Origin of the sequence: Rhizobium aureum, from assembly GCF_030182495.1 — a bacterium.
Taxonomy (GTDB): Bacteria; Pseudomonadota; Alphaproteobacteria; order Rhizobiales; family Rhizobiaceae; genus Rhizobium; species Rhizobium tropici_C.
On the sequence record NZ_JAQJCI010000003.1, the window covers coordinates 402884 to 418364 of the forward strand.

Consider the following 15481-nt stretch of genomic DNA (forward strand, 5'->3'; position numbering starts at 1 on the left):
ATCTGTCTTGAGCGGGCTCCGCGCAGTCTTAAAGACCACGCGGAGGTATCGAGGCAGGCCTCAGGCGTTGAGGCGCTGTTCGGCGAGCCGCACCCAGTAGGAGATGCCGTGGGCGATGGCTTCGTCGTTGAAGTCGTAGGCCGGATTGTGCAGGCCGGCGCTGTCGCCGTTGCCGACGAAGATGAAGGCGCCGGGACGGGCGAGCAGCATGTAGGAGAAATCCTCGCCGCCCATCATCGGGTCGATATTCGGGATGACATTGCCCGCGCCAGCGATTTCCTCGGCGACGGCGATTGCGTGATCGGTTTCGTCGGCATGGTTGAAGGTGACCGGGTAGTTGCGGTGGAATTCGATCTCGGCCTCTGCACCGTGGCTCGCGGCGATGCCGGAAACGATCTGCTTGAAGCGCCGTTCAGCGAGGTCACGCATTTCGGGATCGAGGGTGCGCACCGTGCCGCCGAAGCTCGCATCGTTCGGGATGACGTTATGCGCGTTGCCGGCGTTGAACTTGGTGACGGAGACGACGACGGATTTCAGCGGGTCGGCGCTGCGCGAGGCGATGAGCTGCAGGTTGGAAACGATCTGGGCGCCGATGGCGATCGGATCGATCGTTTTATGCGGCATGGCCGCATGGCCGCCGAGCCCCTTGATGGAGACGGTGAATTCATCCGTCGCCGCCATGATCGGGCCTTTGCGGATGGCGAAATGGCCGACGGGCAGGCCCGGCATGTTGTGCATGCCGTAGACCTCAGCGATCTCGAAGCGCTCCATCATGCCGTCCTTGACCATGGCGTCGCCGCCGGCGCCGCCTTCTTCGGCCGGCTGGAAGATGACGGCGATATTGCCGTTGAAGGTCCGGTTTTCGGCGAGGTATTTCGCGGCACCCAGCAGCATGGCGGTGTGGCCGTCATGGCCGCAGGCATGCATCTTCCCTGGTGTTTCTGAAGCATAGGGCTTGCCGGTGATCTCGGTCAGCGGCAGGGCGTCCATGTCGGCGCGCAGGCCGATCGTGCGGCCCGAAGCCTTGCCGCGGATCAGGCCGACGACGCCGGTGCGGCCGATGCCGGTCACCACTTCGTCAACGCCGAAGGCGCGCAGTTTTTCGGCCACGAAGGCGGCCGTATTCTCAACGGCATAGAGGAGTTCCGGATGTGCATGGATATGGCGGCGCCACTCGGTCACTTCGCCCTGGAGTTCTGCGGCCCTGTTCAAGATCGGCATGCTGATTTTCCTGCTGCTCAATATCGATTCTGGTTCAATTCACGGATCCGCCGCACGGCCCTGACCAGCTTATAGCGGCCTTTGCGGTGTGCTGACGGCAAATAAAGTCGTCAATCGCCTTTGCCTTCTCCTAGCCATATAGGTTAAATAGACGAAGCTTTCGAGAAAATTCCGGACTTCTGAAGGATAGATCGTGCCGACGAAGAAGAATCGTTTGTATGCCGCCCTGCGGCTCGCTCCTATGGCCGCAGCAGCATCCATGCTTTTCCTGTCGGCTGCTGGCACAGCCGCAGCCAATCCGCATATTCTCGTCGATGTCAGCACGGGACGTGTTCTCGACCAGCAGGAGGCGTTTCGACGCTGGTATCCCGCCTCGCTCACCAAGCTGATGACGACCTATGTGACCTTCCGGGCCATCCAATCCGGCCAGGTCAGGCTCGATACGCCCGTCGTCATGTCGAAGCTTGCGGCGGCACAGCCGCCCGCGAAGATGTATTTCAAGCCGGGCCAGAAGATGACGCTCGACAACGCCTTGAAGATGATGCTGGTCAAATCGGCCAACGATCTCGCCATGGCCGTCGCAGAGACGGTCGGCGGTTCGCAGCAGGGCTTCGTGGCGCTGATGAATGCGGAAGCCGCCCGCCTCGGCATGCGCGACTCGCATTTCATCAACCCGAACGGCCTTCCCGGCAAGGGGCAATATACCACGGCGCGCGATCTTGCGATCCTCAGCGTCGCGCTACGCCGCGAGTTCCCGCAATATGCCGGCTATTTCTCGCTCGAGGGCTTCACCAACGGCGTGAAGCAGGTGCCGAACATCAATATGCTCATCGGCCGCTTCGACGGCGCCGACGGCATGAAGACCGGCTTCATCTGCGCGGCCGGTTTCAACCAGATCGCATCGGCAACCCGCAACGGCCGCACGCTGATCTCGGTCGTGCTCGGAACCGACAGCCTGGCGGCACGCGCCGACGATTCCGCCAATCTCCTGGAAAAAGGCTTCCAGAACCAGTTGTCCACCCGCGATACGCTGGCGACCCTCAGGCCCGATGCGCCGCTTGCAGCCGACGTCGCCGATGTGACGGCCGACATCTGCAGCACCAAGGGCGCGCAGGCGCGCAGCGAGACCCGCGATCCCTTCGGCCGCACCAAGGTGCAGTCGCCCTATATTCATGAAATGGATCACGAGCCCAATTTCGTCTATGCCGGCCTGATCGGCGGCCAGGATGTCGCGACTGCCGCCAAGGGCGACAAGGACGATGTCGCGGCCAGAGGCGACAAGGCAATCAGGGACAGCAAAATCGCCATTTCCGGCGGTGCATCCGGTGTGCCTATCCCCATGCCGCGTCCCACTTTCTAATATCGGACAGGAATCATGAGCGTTTCGCAGCAAAGAGTGCCGGTTGCCATCCTGACCGGCTTCCTCGGTGCGGGTAAATCGACCCTGCTCAACCGCATCCTCAAGGATGAGGCCATGCGCGATGCGGCCGTCATCATCAACGAGTTCGGCGATGTCGGCATCGATCATCTGCTGGTCGAGAGTTCCGGCGATGCCATCATCGAGCTTTCCGATGGCTGCCTGTGCTGCACGGTGCGCGGCGAGCTGGTGGATACGCTGGCGAACCTGATGGACGCGATGCAAACCGGCCGCATCCGGCCGCTGAAGCGCGTCGTCATCGAAACGACCGGCCTTGCCGATCCTGCTCCCGTCATGCAGTCGATCATGGGCAATCCGATCATTGCGACCAATTTCGACCTCGATGGCGTCGTTACCGTCGTCGATGCGGTCAATGGGCTGCAGACGCTCGACAATCACGAAGAAGCGCGCAAACAGGTAGCGGTTGCGGACCGCTTGATCGTGTCCAAGACCGGAATCGCCGGCGCCGTGCCGGAAGCGCAGCTGGAGAGCAGGCTGAGGGCGCTCAATCCGCGTGCGCAGATCCTGAATGCCGATAGCGACGAGGCCGGCCGCGTCGCCGTTCTCGTCAACGGCCTTTACGACCCGGCCTCGAAGATCGCCGATGTCGGCCGCTGGCTGCAGGACGAGCTGGAAGCGGACGACGATCATCATCACCATAATGAGCACGATCACCACGACCATGATCATCATCACGGCGATCATGGACACCACCATCACCATCATGCGCATCACCACGGCCACCGGCATCAGCACGCCCATGATGTCACCCGCCATGACGGCTCGATCCGATCCTTCTCGATCGTCGAGACGCAGCCCATCGATCCCACAGCGCTCGAAATGTTCATCGACCTCCTTCGTTCGGCGCATGGCGAAAAGCTCCTGCGCATGAAGGCGATCGTTGCCGTATCGGACCGGCCGGAGCGCCCTGTCGTTCTGCATGGCGTGCAGAACATCTTCCATGCGCCGGTTCGGCTGCCGGCCTGGCCCGATCCCGAAGACCGGCGGACGCGCATGGTCATCATCACCAAGGATCTGCCCGAGGATTTCGTGAAGGGCCTGTTCGACGCCTTCCTCAGCAAGCCGCGCGTCGATACGCCGGACAGGGCGGCGCTGGAGGACAATCCGCTCGCCGTGCCGGGGATGAAATTTTAGTTTCAGCCTTTGATATCTGGTAATCCGCCTCGCTCTGAAAGCTCCTTCTCCCCAGTGGGGAGAAGGAGTGTGCGGCAGCGTACCTGCCTCATATGCGATTGCCCTCATGGTGAGGCGAGAGCGTAGCGACTCTCGAACCACAAGGATGACCCCGGTCGTCACCCTCTCCGGATCACGAAGCGATGGCCGCTTTCCGTCTTCTCGCTGAGGAGAAGCGTGTGGCCCTTCTCATTGCAGAGATGCGGGATATCGATGGCGGCAAGCGGGTCGGTCGTCTCGACGGTCAAGGTCGCGCCGCTTTCCATGCCGCGCAAGCGCTTCTCCGTCTTGATCGCCGGGTAGGGGCATTTCAGCCCGCGCAGATCATAGATCCCGTTATCCGAGCTATTCACTCTTGGCCCAGAACTTCCAGAAAGGCGGCTTCTTGGCTTCCGTCTGCGCGGTCTCGACAGGCGGAGGCGGCGCGTAGGCGAGCGGATTGACGGCCTGGTTCATCGGGTTTGCCATGGGGATCGGCACATTGGCCGGCATATTGGCTGCCACCACAGGGCCGCTCGGCTGCTGGGCAGTCGCCTCGGGAGCTGCGGTCGCGACTCGGATGCTTGCGGTCGACGGATTGGCGGTCGGGCTCGCCACCGTGCCGCCCCGCGCAATCTGCTGCGCCGACTGGTTGGATACCATCGATTCCAGATCGGCGACCTTCATCATCTTGCCGGCGGCAAGCGCGGTGCCCGTGGGAGCATAGGCAAGATCGTGCCCCTTGCGCTGCTTGGCGACGATGGCCTTGCGCTCGGCTTCGGTCGGATCGTACCAGGCCATGCCGTCGAATTTCTTCGAGGCCATGGCATAATCGGCCTGGTATTGCTTGTCATAGGTCGCAAGCGCCACCTGCAGGGCGGGCGGCGTGGTCATGACAGGGCATTTTCCGCCGGCATTGAACGGTCCGCTGGCCTGCTGATTGAAGACGTATTTCTTCTCGCAGACCTCGACCTCGGGCGGCCGCTTGGTGACCTCGAAATTGTCGTAACCGACCTTCAGCATCTTCCAGAAGTCGATATTGGGGCTGAGGCGGTGCTTCCACATATTCTCCGCCGTCATGCGGAAGGGGAAGGCTTCGAGCTGAATCGCCTTCTGGCCGCCCTTGAAAGCGTCGCGCGCGAAGGCGTAGATTTCCAGCACCTGCTGATCTGTCATCGAATAGCAGCCGGACGAAGAGCAGGCGCCATGGATCATCAGATTGTTGCCGGTACGGCCATTGGCGGCATCGTAGCGGTTCGGGAAACCGGTGTTGATGGCGAGGTAATATTTCGAATTCGGGTTCAGGTTGGCCGGCGTCAGCATATAGAAGCCTTCCGGCGCCTGCCGGTCGCCTTCCTTCACCTTCGGGCCGAGACGGCCGGACCAGGCGCAGATCTTGTAATCGGCGATGACTTCGAAGCGATTGCTCTGGTTCGCCTTCAGGATCTCCATCACGCCTTCTTCCTTGAAGATGCGGATCATGATCGGCGAGTTGCGGTCCATGCCCTTCTTCGTCATATCGGCGAGGATATGGCTCGGAAGCGGTTGTTCGACCTTGTTCTTGACCGTCGACAGGTCGACCGACGCCGTGTCCAGCGCATCGTTGCAGCCGGCGAGTGACAGCGCCATCAATGAGACGTAGGCAAGGTGACGGATGCGCATTCTGACTTAGCCCATAAATGCGAAGAGCGGCAGCTTGATCTGTTTCGCCACTCCCCTCGAAGCATGAAACGGAATCATAGGCGGTTTATACTTGAAAATTCCTTACCAGCCTATGACCTGCCCGCAGCGCGTCGGCAAGCTTTTCTTTGCCATAAAAGCTTCGATAACGGAAATGTGGCCAAGGTTTGGCCTCATTCCCGTTTTTAGCGATCACTTTTTCCGAATGTGGCTTAGAGATTGCGGCCCATGGAAAGGAATTTCTGACGCCGGTCGTTGCGCAGCTGTTCGCCGGAACGGCTGGAAAGCTCGCCGAGCGCGTTCGCAATCGTCTCGCCGGCGGAGGCCATCACCGTGTTAGGATCGCGGTGCGCGCCGCCGAGGGGTTCGGGGATGATGCCGTCGATAATGCCGAGGCTCTTCAAATCTTCGGCGGTGATCTTCATGTTGGTCGCGGCTTCCTTGGCGCGCGTTGAATCGCGCCACAGGATCGAGGCCGCGCCTTCGGGCGAAATCACGCTGTAGATCGAATGTTCGAGCATGTAGACGCGGTTGCCGGTGGCAATCGCGATCGCGCCGCCCGAACCGCCTTCGCCGATCACGATCGAGATGAGCGGCACTTTCACGCCAAGGCACATTTCGGTGGAGCGCGCGATCGCCTCTGCCTGGCCGCGCTCTTCCGCGCCGACGCCGGGATAGGCGCCGGCCGTGTCGACAAGCGTGATGACGGGCAACTGGAAACGGTCGGCCATTTCCAGGATACGGATCGCCTTACGGTAGCCTTCCGGCCGGGCGCTGCCGAAATTGTGCTTCAGGCGGCTCTTGGTGTCGTTGCCTTTTTCCTGGCCGATGAGGGCGACCGGCTGTCCGCGGAAGCGGGCGAAACCTGCCTGGATGGCGGCATCCTCGGAGAATTTGCGGTCGCCGGCCAGCGGCGTGAATTCGGTGAAAAGGGTGCTGGCGTAGTCGACGAAATGCGGGCGCTGCGGATGGCGGGCGACCTGTGTCTTCTGCCAGGCATTAAGCTTGGAATAGATGTCGGCCATCGCCTCGCGGACGCGGATTTCAAGCCGCCCGACTTCGTCCGATGTGTCGATGCTTTCGTCTTCGCTCGCCAGTTTCTTGAGCTCGTGAATCTTGCCTTCGAGATCCGAGATGGGTTTTTCGAAGTCGAGATAATTGTGCATGAGGTGCGTTTCCGATCCTTTTGCCCGTGACGAGAGACGGCGGCTTTAGCCTGTGTGCCGGTCCTAATCCTGTTTTTTTGCCTGTTTGGCAAGGGGGTGATGCGTTTGCACGAGCTGATGAAGGCGTTCTTCCAGCACATGTGTGTAGATTTGCGTGGTCGAGATATCCGAATGACCGAGAAGTTCCTGCACCACGCGCAGGTCCGCGCCATTGGCCAGAAGATGGCTCGCGAAGGCATGGCGCATCACATGCGGCGAGATCATCGATGGTGTCAGGCCCGCCCGAATGGCAAGATCCTTGAGATCGCGCGCGAAGACCTGGCGTGGCAAATAGCCTTGCTTGGAGGCCGCTGGAAAGAGCCATGGGCTCTCCGGCAAGGGCTGCTTGGCATTTGCCGCAATCTCCGTCTGCAGCCGTCCATAGGTCTTCAGGGCCGAAATGGCGGATTGCGACAGCGGCACCAGCCGTTCCTTGTTTCCCTTGCCGCGGATCATCAGGAAGCGCCCCTCCTGATCCAGCACCTTCGCCGGCAGAGAAACGAGCTCGCTGACGCGCATGCCGGTGGCATAAAGCATTTCCAGAAGCACCAGCATGCGCAGTCGCTGCAGCCGGTCCGGTCCTTCGACCGCCGCTTCCTGCTCGGCCTGGGTCAGAAGCCTCGTCACCTCGTCGACGCCCATCGTCTTCGGAAGGGCGCGGCCTTTCTTCGGCGCATCGAGAATTCCGGTGGGATCGTCCGTGCGCAACCCTTCCGCATAAAGGAACTTGTAGAACTGGCGCATGGCTGAGAGCCGTCGTGCCTGCGACGAGGGTTTGAAGCCTTGGCTCGACAGGCTGGAAAGATAGGCGCCGAGATCGTTGGCACTGGCTTCGGCCAAACGGACGCCGAGGCCGGACAGAAAGGAATGGAGGTCGTCGAGATCGCGCTGATAGGATTGCAGCGTGTTGACCGCAGCGCCGCGCTCGGCGCTCATCATTTCCAGGAAGGCCTCCAGGTGCACGCGCCCCAGATCGCGCGCGCCGGTTTTTGCGTTTGTGGCCGGTGTGCTCATGGCTTCAGCGATCCCGTCGTCGGCGGATTGAGGCGCTCCGGCGGAATGCGGATCGTCACATCGCGCGGCTGCGGATCGACAAAGAGCACGAGTGCCCACATCGCTCCATATATCGATCCGGCGATGACCGCGCAGATGACAAGGAAGCGAAACAGGGTTGGCATTCGAAAAATCTCCTTCGCCGTTCATTGGCGCGGCGATGCGCAATAATTATGTCCTTCAAGGGTTAGCTGAAGGATATTGCAGACATGTTTACGATAGCGGCGTCTTGACGCTACCGGTGCATTTGACGATACCGTTTCCAAAGAAATTGTGAATGGGCCGATGAGTGAACAAGTCCTGACCCTTGCCGAAAGCCTCAAAGACAAGGCGCGCGCTGCGCTGGGTCAGCGCAATCTTGTCCTCGTGGGATTGATGGGTGCGGGCAAATCCTCGGTCGGCCGGCTTTTGGCACAGCAGCTAGGCATTCCCTTCGTCGATACGGATGTCGAGATCGAGCGCGTGTCGCGCATGACCATCGCCGAACTGTTTGCTGCTTATGGCGAGCAGGAGTTCCGGGCGCTGGAAACTCGCGTCATCAAGCGGCTCCTCAAGGGTGGACCGCGTGTCGTCTCCACTGGCGGCGGCGCCTTCATCAATGAGAGCACGCGCCTGCACGTCAAGCGCGGCAGCCTTTCCGTCTGGCTGAAGGCCGATCTCGACGTCTTGTGGGAGCGCGTCAACAAGCGCGACACACGGCCGTTGCTGAAGACCGAGAATCCGAAACAAACCCTCGAGAACCTGATGAATGCGCGCTACCCCATCTATGCGGAAGCCGATTTTACGGTTCTGTCCCGCGATGTGAGCAAGGAAATCATGGTCAAGGAAGTCCTTGCCGCCATCGCCGAGGGAAAGAAAGCAGAAAGCAAAATACCATGAATGCGATCACACCGGCCTCGTCAGAGCGTCTCGTGCGCGTGCCTCTCGGCGAGCGCGCTTATGACATCCTGATCGGCCCCGGCCTGATTGCCCGCGCGGGGCGTGAGATTGCCGCGCGGCTGAAGGGCCGCAAGGCCGCCGTCATTACGGATGAAAATGTTGCGCCACACTATCTCGATGCGTTGGTCGCCAGCCTCGAGGCTGCGGGCATCCAGGCCTCCAGCCTCGTCTTGCCGGCAGGCGAAAAGACCAAGAGCTTCGAGCATCTGATTACCGTTTGCGATGCGGTGCTGACGGCACGTGTGGAGCGCAACGATGCGGTCATCGCGCTTGGCGGCGGCGTCATCGGCGATCTCTCGGGCTTTGCCGCCGGCATCGTTCGCCGCGGCGTTCGTTTCGTCCAGGTGCCGACATCGCTGCTGTCGCAGGTGGATTCGTCCGTCGGCGGCAAGACCGGCATCAACACCCGTCACGGCAAGAACCTCATCGGCGTCTTTCACCAGCCGGATCTCGTCCTTGCCGATACCGATGTGCTGAATTCACTCAGCGAACGTGAATTCCGCGCCGGTTACGCCGAGGTCGCCAAATATGGCCTGATCGACAAGCCGGATTTCTTCGCCTGGCTCGAGGCCAATTGGAGGCAAGTCTTTGCCGGCGGGGCGGCCCGCATCGAGGCGATTGCTGCAAGCTGCCAGGCGAAATCCGATGTCGTCGTCGCCGACGAGCGCGAAAACGGGCCTCGCGCCCTGCTCAATCTCGGCCACACCTTCGGCCACGCGCTCGAAGCAGCCACCGCCTATGACAGCCGCCGGCTGGTGCATGGCGAGGGTGTTGCGATCGGCATGGTGCTGGCGCATGAATTTTCCGCGCGCCTTAATCTCGCAAGCCCAGATGATGCCAAGCGCGTCGAGGCGCATCTGAAGGCCGTGGGCCTGCCAACGCGGATGGGCGATATTCCCGGCGCGCTGCCGCCGGCCGAAACGCTGATGGACGCGATCGCGCAGGACAAGAAGGTCAAGAGCGGCAAGCTCACCTTCATCCTCACGCGCGGCATCGGCCAGTCCTTCGTTGCGGACGATGTGCCGTCGTCCGAAGTCCTGAGCTTCCTGAAGGAAAAACATCCCTGATGACCGTCGAGGGCACGCTGGCTGTTCTGTGGGAATATTGGCCCGAGATTATATCGATCGTGGCCCTGGTGCTGCTTTCCGCCTTCTTTGCCGGCTCGGAGACAGCGCTGACGGCGGCTTCGCGCAGCCGTATCCACACATTGGAAGCCAACGGCGACAGGCGGGCCGGCATCGTGCGGCTCTTGATAGAGCGTCGAGACCGATTGATCGGCGCGCTGCTGATCGGCAACAATCTCGCCAACATCCTGTCGTCCTCGCTTGCGACCAGCTTGTTCCTCGGTCTGTTCGGCAATTCCGGCGTGGCGATCGCCACCGCCGCCATGACTGTTATCCTCGTCATTTTCGCGGAGGTTCTGCCGAAGAGCTGGGCCATTGCGACGCCGGACCGTTTCGCGCTGAACGTCGCCAGCGCTATACGCCTCTTCGTCGTCGTCGTCGGGCCTGTCTCGAGCGTCGTCAATGCCATCGTGCGCCAGATCCTGGGCATCTTCGGCGTCAATCTCTCCCGTGAAGTGTCGATGCTGTCGGCGCATGAGGAGCTGCGCGGCGCCGTGGACCTGCTTCACCGTGAGGGTTCCGTGGTCAAGGCCGACCGTGACCGTCTGGGTGGCGTCCTCGACCTCGGCGAGCTGGAACTGTCCGACATCATGGTGCATCGCACGGCGATGCGCGCCATCAATGCCGATGATCCGCCAGAAGTGGTCGTGCGTGCGATCCTCGACAGCCCCTATACGCGCATGCCGCTCTGGCGCGGCACCATCGACAACATCATCGGCGTCGTGCACGCCAAGGACCTGCTGCGGGCGCTGGCGGAACGTAATATCGAGCCGGAAAATCTCGATATCGTGAAGATCGCGCAAAAACCCTGGTTCGTGCCCGACAGCACCAATCTCGAGGATCAGCTCAACGCCTTCCTGCGCCGCAAACAGCATTTCGCCGTCGTCGTCGACGAATATGGCGAGGTGCAGGGTATCGTTACCCTGGAGGATATTCTGGAGGAGATCGTCGGCGATATCGCCGACGAGCACGACCTCGACATCCAGGGCGTGCGGCAGGAGGCCGACGGCTCGATCGTCGTCGATGGCGTCGTACCGATTCGCGACCTCAATCGTGCGCTCGACTGGCACTTGCCCGACGAAGAGGCGACGACGATTGCCGGTCTCGTCATCCACGAATCGATGACCATTCCGGAAGAGCGTCAGGCGTTCACCTTCTACGGCAAGCGCTTCATCGTTATGAAGCGGGAAAAGAACCGCATTACCAAACTGCGCATCCGTCCCGCCGAGACGGAAGAGGCGAAGGCTCCGTAGGAGCTATCTCATCGATGGACTACCAGCGCACAGCCTCGCCTGGAGCTGCCGGCTCTACGGCCAATGCATGCAGGCCGGCATCAAGCTCCGGCTTCAGCAATTCGTTGATCGCCCTATGGCGCGCAAGGCGCGGCATGCCCGTGAACTTGGCAGAAACGATGCGAATTCTTATATGGGTCTCGCCGGTTCCTGTCATGTCGGGCTGATGGCCGGCATGCAGATGGCTTTCATTGATGACGATAAGGCGCTCGGGCGCGAAAGCGTCGCTGAGCTTCCGTTCAATGCGGGATTGCAGTGTCGTTTCCATATTCCCGCGTCGACCTCGCTCTCGAAAAAAGGCTCCCACAAAGCCTGTAACATTCCTGTTTGTCAATTCTTGTTGTGGGGTATCCAAGGCCCCATAATTAGGACGCCATGAGACTTGATTCAAAATATTTCGATCGCATCCGTACTCGCCGCAAGCGCGCGCAGGAGCCCGAGCAGGGTCCGCCGACGTGCCAGTGGGACGGCTGCGACAAGCACGGTACGCATCGCGCCCCGGTCGGGCGCAATGCGGAAGGGCAGTTCTTTTTGTTCTGCTTCGAGCACGTCAAGGAATACAACAAGGGCTACAATTATTTCTCCGGCCTCTCGGACGGCGAGATCGCGCGCTACCAGAAGGAAGCGATTACCGGCCATCGTCCGACCTGGACGGTCGGGGTCAACAAGGCTGCCCGCAACAGCCCGCTTCAATCCGATATCCGCTCCGGCTCCTATTCCCGCGTCCGCGATCCCTTCGGTTTCGTCAAGGAAGGGGAGGGGCAGGGCCGGGGGCCGCGTTTCCCCCAGCAGCGCAAGCTGAAGACGCTGGAGGCGAAGGCCTTCGATACGATGGGGCTTGGCGCCACCGCCACGGCGCCGGAGATCAAGCGCCGCTACAAGGAATTGGTGAAAATGCACCACCCCGATGCCAATGGCGGCGACCGCGGCTCGGAGGAGCGTTTTCGCGCGGTTATTCAGGCCTATCAATTATTGAAGCAGAACGGTTTTTGTTAATTCCTGTCCTTGCTCTCCGCATTCAATCAGGTATGGTCCAAATCGGCTGAAGCTGCGGGCAACCGCGGCAGGGTGCGCATTTGGCTGGCTGCACCTCGGCCAACTTTCCGGACGCGGCGTTTCTTGTCCGGGACTCTGTTCAAGGATGCTCGCAAGCGATCATATTATCGCGCCGAGATTTTGCTTTAGTCCCGGAGAAGTATCGCCGCTGTTCCGACCGAACGGATGCGGGCAATAAGCTGCGGCGTTTCGGATAAATCGGCTGAGTTTGATATGGTAGGGTCAGAGGCACCCGCCCTGGAGACATGATGAGCAAGATTGACCTTGATATTTCCGAGATCCCCGATACCACCGTTTCGGTCCGTGAAGTCTTCGGCATCGATTCCGATATCCGCGTGCCCGCTTACAGCCAGGGCAGCGCCTACGTGCCCGATCTGGATACGGACTACCTCTTCGACCGCGAGACCACGCTCGCCATTCTCGCCGGCTTCGCGCATAACCGCCGCGTGATGATCTCGGGCTATCACGGCACCGGCAAGTCCTCGCATATCGAGCAGGTCGCCGCGCGCCTCAACTGGCCTTGCGTGCGTATCAACCTCGACAGCCATGTCAGCCGTATCGATCTCGTCGGCAAGGATGCGATCGTCGTCAAGGACGGCCTGCAGGTTACCGAATTCAAGGACGGCATCCTGCCTTGGGCCTATCAGCACAATGTCGCGCTCGTTTTCGACGAATATGATGCCGGCCGCCCGGACGTGATGTTCGTCATCCAGCGCGTGCTGGAGTCCTCTGGCCGCCTGACGCTGCTCGACCAGAGCCGCGTCATCCGTCCTCACCCGGCCTTCCGCCTGTTCGCGACCGCCAACACGATCGGCCTGGGCGATACGACCGGCCTTTATCACGGCACGCAGCAGATCAACCAGGCGCAGATGGACCGCTGGTCGATCGTGACGACGCTGAATTACCTGCCGCACAACAACGAAGTCGATATCGTGCTGGCGAAGGTGAAGTCCTTCCGTACCGACAAGGGCCGCGATACCGTTTCCAAGATGGTGCGCGTCGCCGATCTGACGCGTGCGGCCTTCATGAACGGCGATCTGTCGACCGTCATGAGCCCGCGTACCGTCATCACCTGGGCCGAGAATGCGGAAATCTTCGGAGATGTCGCCTTTGCCTTCCGCGTCACCTTCCTCAACAAGTGCGACGAGCTGGAGCGTCCGCTCGTTGCTGAGCATTATCAGCGCGCCTTCGGCGTCGAGCTGAAGGAAAGTGCCGCCAATATCGTGCTGGAAGCCTAGAACATTTCCGCTTTTCTTCGAATCGCGAAAACGTTCTATCTTTTTGTTTTGACGCAACTCCGGATAGAAAAATGCTCTGCATTTTTTCTGGAATTGCTTTAGGGAAAAGCCGATACATCATGTCAGGTCGCGGAGATAATTCCAAAGCGAAGCCGGGTGCCCCGGTGGACATGGAGCCGTTGCGCCGGGCGATCACCGGTTGTGTCCGCTCGATCGCCGGCGATGCCGAGGTCGAGGTGGCCTTTGCCAATGAACGCCCGGGGATGACCGGCGAGCGCATCCGCTTGCCGGAGCTTTCGAAACGGCCGACAGCCCATGAGCTCGCGGTGACCCGCGGCCTTGGCGATTCGATGGCCCTGCGGCTTGCCTGTCACGATGCCCGCGTGCATGCCGTCATGGCGCCGCAAGGCGCGGACGCCCGCTCGATCTTCGATGCGGTCGAACAGGCGCGTGTCGAATCGATCGGCTCGCTGCGCATGAGCGGTGTTGCCGCCAACCTCAACTCCATGAATACGGAAAAATACGCCAAGGCGAATTTTTCCGGCATCGAGCGGCGCGAGGATGCGCCGATCGGCGAAGCCATGGCGATGATCGTGCGCGAGAAGCTGACCGGGCAGAAGCCGCCCGAAAGCGCCGGCAAGGTGCTCGATCTCTGGCGCCCCTTCATCGAGGAAAAGACCGGCGGCGAGCTCGACACTCTGCTGTCGTCCATCAACGATCAGCAGAGCTTTGCCCGTATCGTGCGCAACATGCTGACGGCCATGGAGATGGCCGAGGAATATGGTGACGAGCAGTCGGAGCCCGACAGCGAAGACCAGCAGAGCGAAGAGGACAAGCCGAACGGCGAGGACCAGAACGACGACGACGTCAAGGAAGACGAAGGCGCCGATGCCGCTCCGGCCGAGGATAGCGAAGCCTCCGACGAGCAGATGGAAGATGGCGCGACCGAAGACGGCGGCGAAATCTCCGACGACGACATGAGCGAAGAGGGTGATGAAGACTCGGAAACGCCGGGTGAAACCCGCCGTCCGAATACGCCCTTTGCCGATTTCAACGAGAAGGTCGACTATCACGTCTATACGGAGGAGTTCGACGAAACCACGACGGCACAGGAACTGTGCGACGTGGCAGAGCTCGAGCGCCTGCGCGCCTTCCTCGACAAGCAGCTTGCGCATCTGCAGGGCGCCGTCGGCCGGCTCGCCAATCGTCTGCAGCGTCGCCTGATGGCGCAGCAGAACCGCTCCTGGGACTTCGATCTGGAAGAGGGCTACCTCGATCCGGCACGCCTGCCGCGTCTGATCATCGACCCGATGCAGGCGCTGTCCTTCAAGATGGAGCGCGATACGCAGTTCCGCGATACGGTCGTGACGCTGCTGATCGACAATTCCGGCTCCATGCGTGGCCGCCCAATTACGGTCGCCGCCTCCTGCGCCGATATTCTTGCCCGTACGCTGGAGCGTTGCGGAGTCAAGGTCGAGATCCTCGGTTTCACCACCAAGGCGTGGAAGGGCGGACAGGCGCGCGAAAAGTGGCTTGCCAGCGGCAAGCCGCAGACGCCGGGCCGGCTGAATGATCTGCGCCATATCATCTACAAGTCCGCGGACGAGCCCTATCGGCGGGCGCGCAGCAATCTCGGACTGATGATGCGCGAGGGGCTGCTCAAGGAGAATATCGACGGCGAGGCGCTGATCTGGGCACATAATCGCCTGCTCGGGCGCCGAGAGCAGCGCCGCATCCTGATGATGATCTCGGATGGTGCGCCGGTCGATGATTCCACGCTGTCGGTCAATCCGGGCAATTATCTGGAGCGGCATCTGCGTGCCGTCATCGATCAGATCGAGACGCGTTCGCCTGTGGAGTTGTTGGCGATCGGTATCGGCCACGACGTCACGCGCTACTATCGCCGCGCCGTCACCATCGTCGATGCCGACGAGCTTGCCGGCGCCATGACGGAACAGCTTGCCTCGCTGTTCGAAGATCAGACGAGCATGCCGCGCTCGCGCATGCGTCGCGCCAGCTGAGCCCGCCTCGGCGTCCCGTGGCATCGGCCTCATGGCCGCTGCCCTTTCCATCCGGCATCGCT

At 61.2% G+C, this 15481-nt stretch carries 15 protein-coding genes; 8 read left to right on the plus strand and 7 right to left on the minus strand.

Features of this window, described 5'->3' with window-relative positions:
- Positions 1–60: 60 nt before the first annotated feature.
- Positions 61–1221, minus strand: a complete 1161-nt coding sequence (locus tag PH552_RS10690) for a M20 aminoacylase family protein (protein WP_112341323.1) — start codon at positions 1219–1221, stop codon at positions 61–63.
- Between the two features lie 193 nt (positions 1222–1414).
- Between PH552_RS10690 and PH552_RS10695 the strand changes: the two genes are divergently transcribed.
- Positions 1415–2581 carry a D-alanyl-D-alanine carboxypeptidase family protein gene (locus PH552_RS10695; RefSeq protein WP_112341322.1) on the plus strand — a complete coding sequence of 389 codons (1167 nt, stop codon included), beginning with the start codon at positions 1415–1417 and terminating at the stop codon, positions 2579–2581.
- Positions 2582–2596: 15 nt separating this feature from the next.
- The gene (locus PH552_RS10700) at positions 2597–3793 is read left to right on the plus strand and encodes a CobW family GTP-binding protein (protein ID WP_112341321.1); all 1197 of its coding nucleotides are present in this window, start codon (positions 2597–2599) and stop codon (positions 3791–3793) included.
- Positions 3794–3951: 158 nt separating this feature from the next.
- Here the strand turns inward: PH552_RS10700 and PH552_RS10705 are convergent, their stop codons facing one another.
- The 5 genes from PH552_RS10705 to PH552_RS10725 all read right to left on the minus strand — a co-directional run bounded on the left by PH552_RS10705 (position 3952) and on the right by PH552_RS10725 (position 7874).
- Positions 3952–4185: a sulfurtransferase TusA family protein gene (locus PH552_RS10705; RefSeq protein ID WP_112341320.1), complete on the minus strand. Its 234-nt coding sequence runs from the start codon at positions 4183–4185 to the stop codon at positions 3952–3954.
- Positions 4178–5473, minus strand: coding sequence for a L,D-transpeptidase family protein (locus PH552_RS10710; protein WP_112341319.1), 1296 nt, complete (start codon positions 5471–5473; stop codon positions 4178–4180). Before PH552_RS10710 ends, PH552_RS10705 begins: the two co-directional genes overlap by 8 nt.
- 230 nt (positions 5474–5703) lie before the next feature.
- Complete coding sequence (locus PH552_RS10715; RefSeq protein WP_112341318.1) at positions 5704–6657, minus strand: acetyl-CoA carboxylase carboxyltransferase subunit alpha; 954 nt, start codon at positions 6655–6657, stop codon at positions 5704–5706.
- A gap of 63 nt (positions 6658–6720) precedes the next feature.
- Positions 6721–7710 carry a site-specific tyrosine recombinase XerD gene (xerD, locus tag PH552_RS10720; RefSeq protein ID WP_112341317.1) on the minus strand — a complete coding sequence of 330 codons (990 nt, stop codon included), beginning with the start codon at positions 7708–7710 and terminating at the stop codon, positions 6721–6723.
- Positions 7707–7874 (minus strand): hypothetical protein, encoded by a 168-nt coding sequence (locus PH552_RS10725; RefSeq protein WP_162943920.1) that lies wholly within the window; start codon positions 7872–7874, stop codon positions 7707–7709. Before PH552_RS10725 ends, xerD begins: the two co-directional genes overlap by 4 nt.
- A 160-nt stretch (positions 7875–8034) precedes the next feature.
- On the opposite strand from PH552_RS10725, the gene PH552_RS10730 reads away from it, so the two are divergent.
- The 3 genes from PH552_RS10730 to PH552_RS10740 are packed head-to-tail and all read left to right on the plus strand — an operon-like array spanning position 8035 to position 11065.
- Positions 8035–8628, plus strand: a complete 594-nt coding sequence (locus tag PH552_RS10730; RefSeq protein ID WP_112341316.1) for a shikimate kinase — start codon at positions 8035–8037, stop codon at positions 8626–8628.
- Entirely contained in the window at positions 8625–9755 is a 1131-nt protein-coding gene (aroB, locus tag PH552_RS10735) for a 3-dehydroquinate synthase (protein WP_112341315.1), read from the plus strand. The genes PH552_RS10730 and aroB overlap by 4 nt, the downstream gene beginning before the upstream one ends.
- A complete protein-coding gene (locus tag PH552_RS10740; protein WP_112341314.1) occupies positions 9755–11065 on the plus strand; it encodes an HlyC/CorC family transporter in 1311 nt (436 codons plus the stop codon). The genes aroB and PH552_RS10740 overlap by 1 nt, the downstream gene beginning before the upstream one ends.
- A 19-nt stretch (positions 11066–11084) precedes the next feature.
- Here the strand turns inward: PH552_RS10740 and PH552_RS10745 are convergent, their stop codons facing one another.
- Positions 11085–11372, minus strand: coding sequence for a BolA family protein (locus tag PH552_RS10745; RefSeq protein ID WP_112341313.1), 288 nt, complete (start codon positions 11370–11372; stop codon positions 11085–11087).
- A gap of 107 nt (positions 11373–11479) precedes the next feature.
- On the opposite strand from PH552_RS10745, the gene PH552_RS10750 reads away from it, so the two are divergent.
- From PH552_RS10750 to cobT, 3 genes are all read left to right on the plus strand, one after another.
- Complete coding sequence (locus tag PH552_RS10750) at positions 11480–12100, plus strand: J domain-containing protein (protein ID WP_112341312.1); 621 nt, start codon at positions 11480–11482, stop codon at positions 12098–12100.
- 308 nt (positions 12101–12408) lie between these two features.
- The gene (gene cobS, locus PH552_RS10755; protein ID WP_106999201.1) at positions 12409–13398 is read left to right on the plus strand and encodes a cobaltochelatase subunit CobS; all 990 of its coding nucleotides are present in this window, start codon (positions 12409–12411) and stop codon (positions 13396–13398) included.
- A 119-nt stretch (positions 13399–13517) separates the two neighbouring features.
- Positions 13518–15419 carry a cobaltochelatase subunit CobT gene (cobT, locus tag PH552_RS10760; protein WP_112341311.1) on the plus strand — a complete coding sequence of 634 codons (1902 nt, stop codon included), beginning with the start codon at positions 13518–13520 and terminating at the stop codon, positions 15417–15419.
- Positions 15420–15481: the final 62 nt, after the last annotated feature.

Coding starts and splice junctions, on each gene's coding strand:
- PH552_RS10690 (WP_112341323.1), bottom strand. CDS start 1,221: ATGCCGATCTTGAACAGGGCCGCAGAACTCCAGGGCGAAGTGACCGAG.
- PH552_RS10700 (WP_112341321.1), top strand. CDS start 2,597: ATGAGCGTTTCGCAGCAAAGAGTGCCGGTTGCCATCCTGACCGGCTTC.
- PH552_RS10710 (WP_112341319.1), bottom strand. CDS start 5,473: ATGCGCATCCGTCACCTTGCCTACGTCTCATTGATGGCGCTGTCACTC.
- PH552_RS10715 (WP_112341318.1), bottom strand. CDS start 6,657: ATGCACAATTATCTCGACTTCGAAAAACCCATCTCGGATCTCGAAGGC.
- xerD (WP_112341317.1), bottom strand. CDS start 7,710: ATGAGCACACCGGCCACAAACGCAAAAACCGGCGCGCGCGATCTGGGG.
- PH552_RS10725 (WP_162943920.1), bottom strand. CDS start 7,874: ATGCCAACCCTGTTTCGCTTCCTTGTCATCTGCGCGGTCATCGCCGGA.
- PH552_RS10730 (WP_112341316.1), top strand. CDS start 8,035: ATGAGTGAACAAGTCCTGACCCTTGCCGAAAGCCTCAAAGACAAGGCG.
- aroB (WP_112341315.1), top strand. CDS start 8,625: ATGAATGCGATCACACCGGCCTCGTCAGAGCGTCTCGTGCGCGTGCCT.
- PH552_RS10740 (WP_112341314.1), top strand. CDS start 9,755: ATGACCGTCGAGGGCACGCTGGCTGTTCTGTGGGAATATTGGCCCGAG.
- PH552_RS10745 (WP_112341313.1), bottom strand. CDS start 11,372: ATGGAAACGACACTGCAATCCCGCATTGAACGGAAGCTCAGCGACGCT.
- PH552_RS10750 (WP_112341312.1), top strand. CDS start 11,480: ATGAGACTTGATTCAAAATATTTCGATCGCATCCGTACTCGCCGCAAG.
- cobS (WP_106999201.1), top strand. CDS start 12,409: ATGAGCAAGATTGACCTTGATATTTCCGAGATCCCCGATACCACCGTT.
- cobT (WP_112341311.1), top strand. CDS start 13,518: ATGTCAGGTCGCGGAGATAATTCCAAAGCGAAGCCGGGTGCCCCGGTG.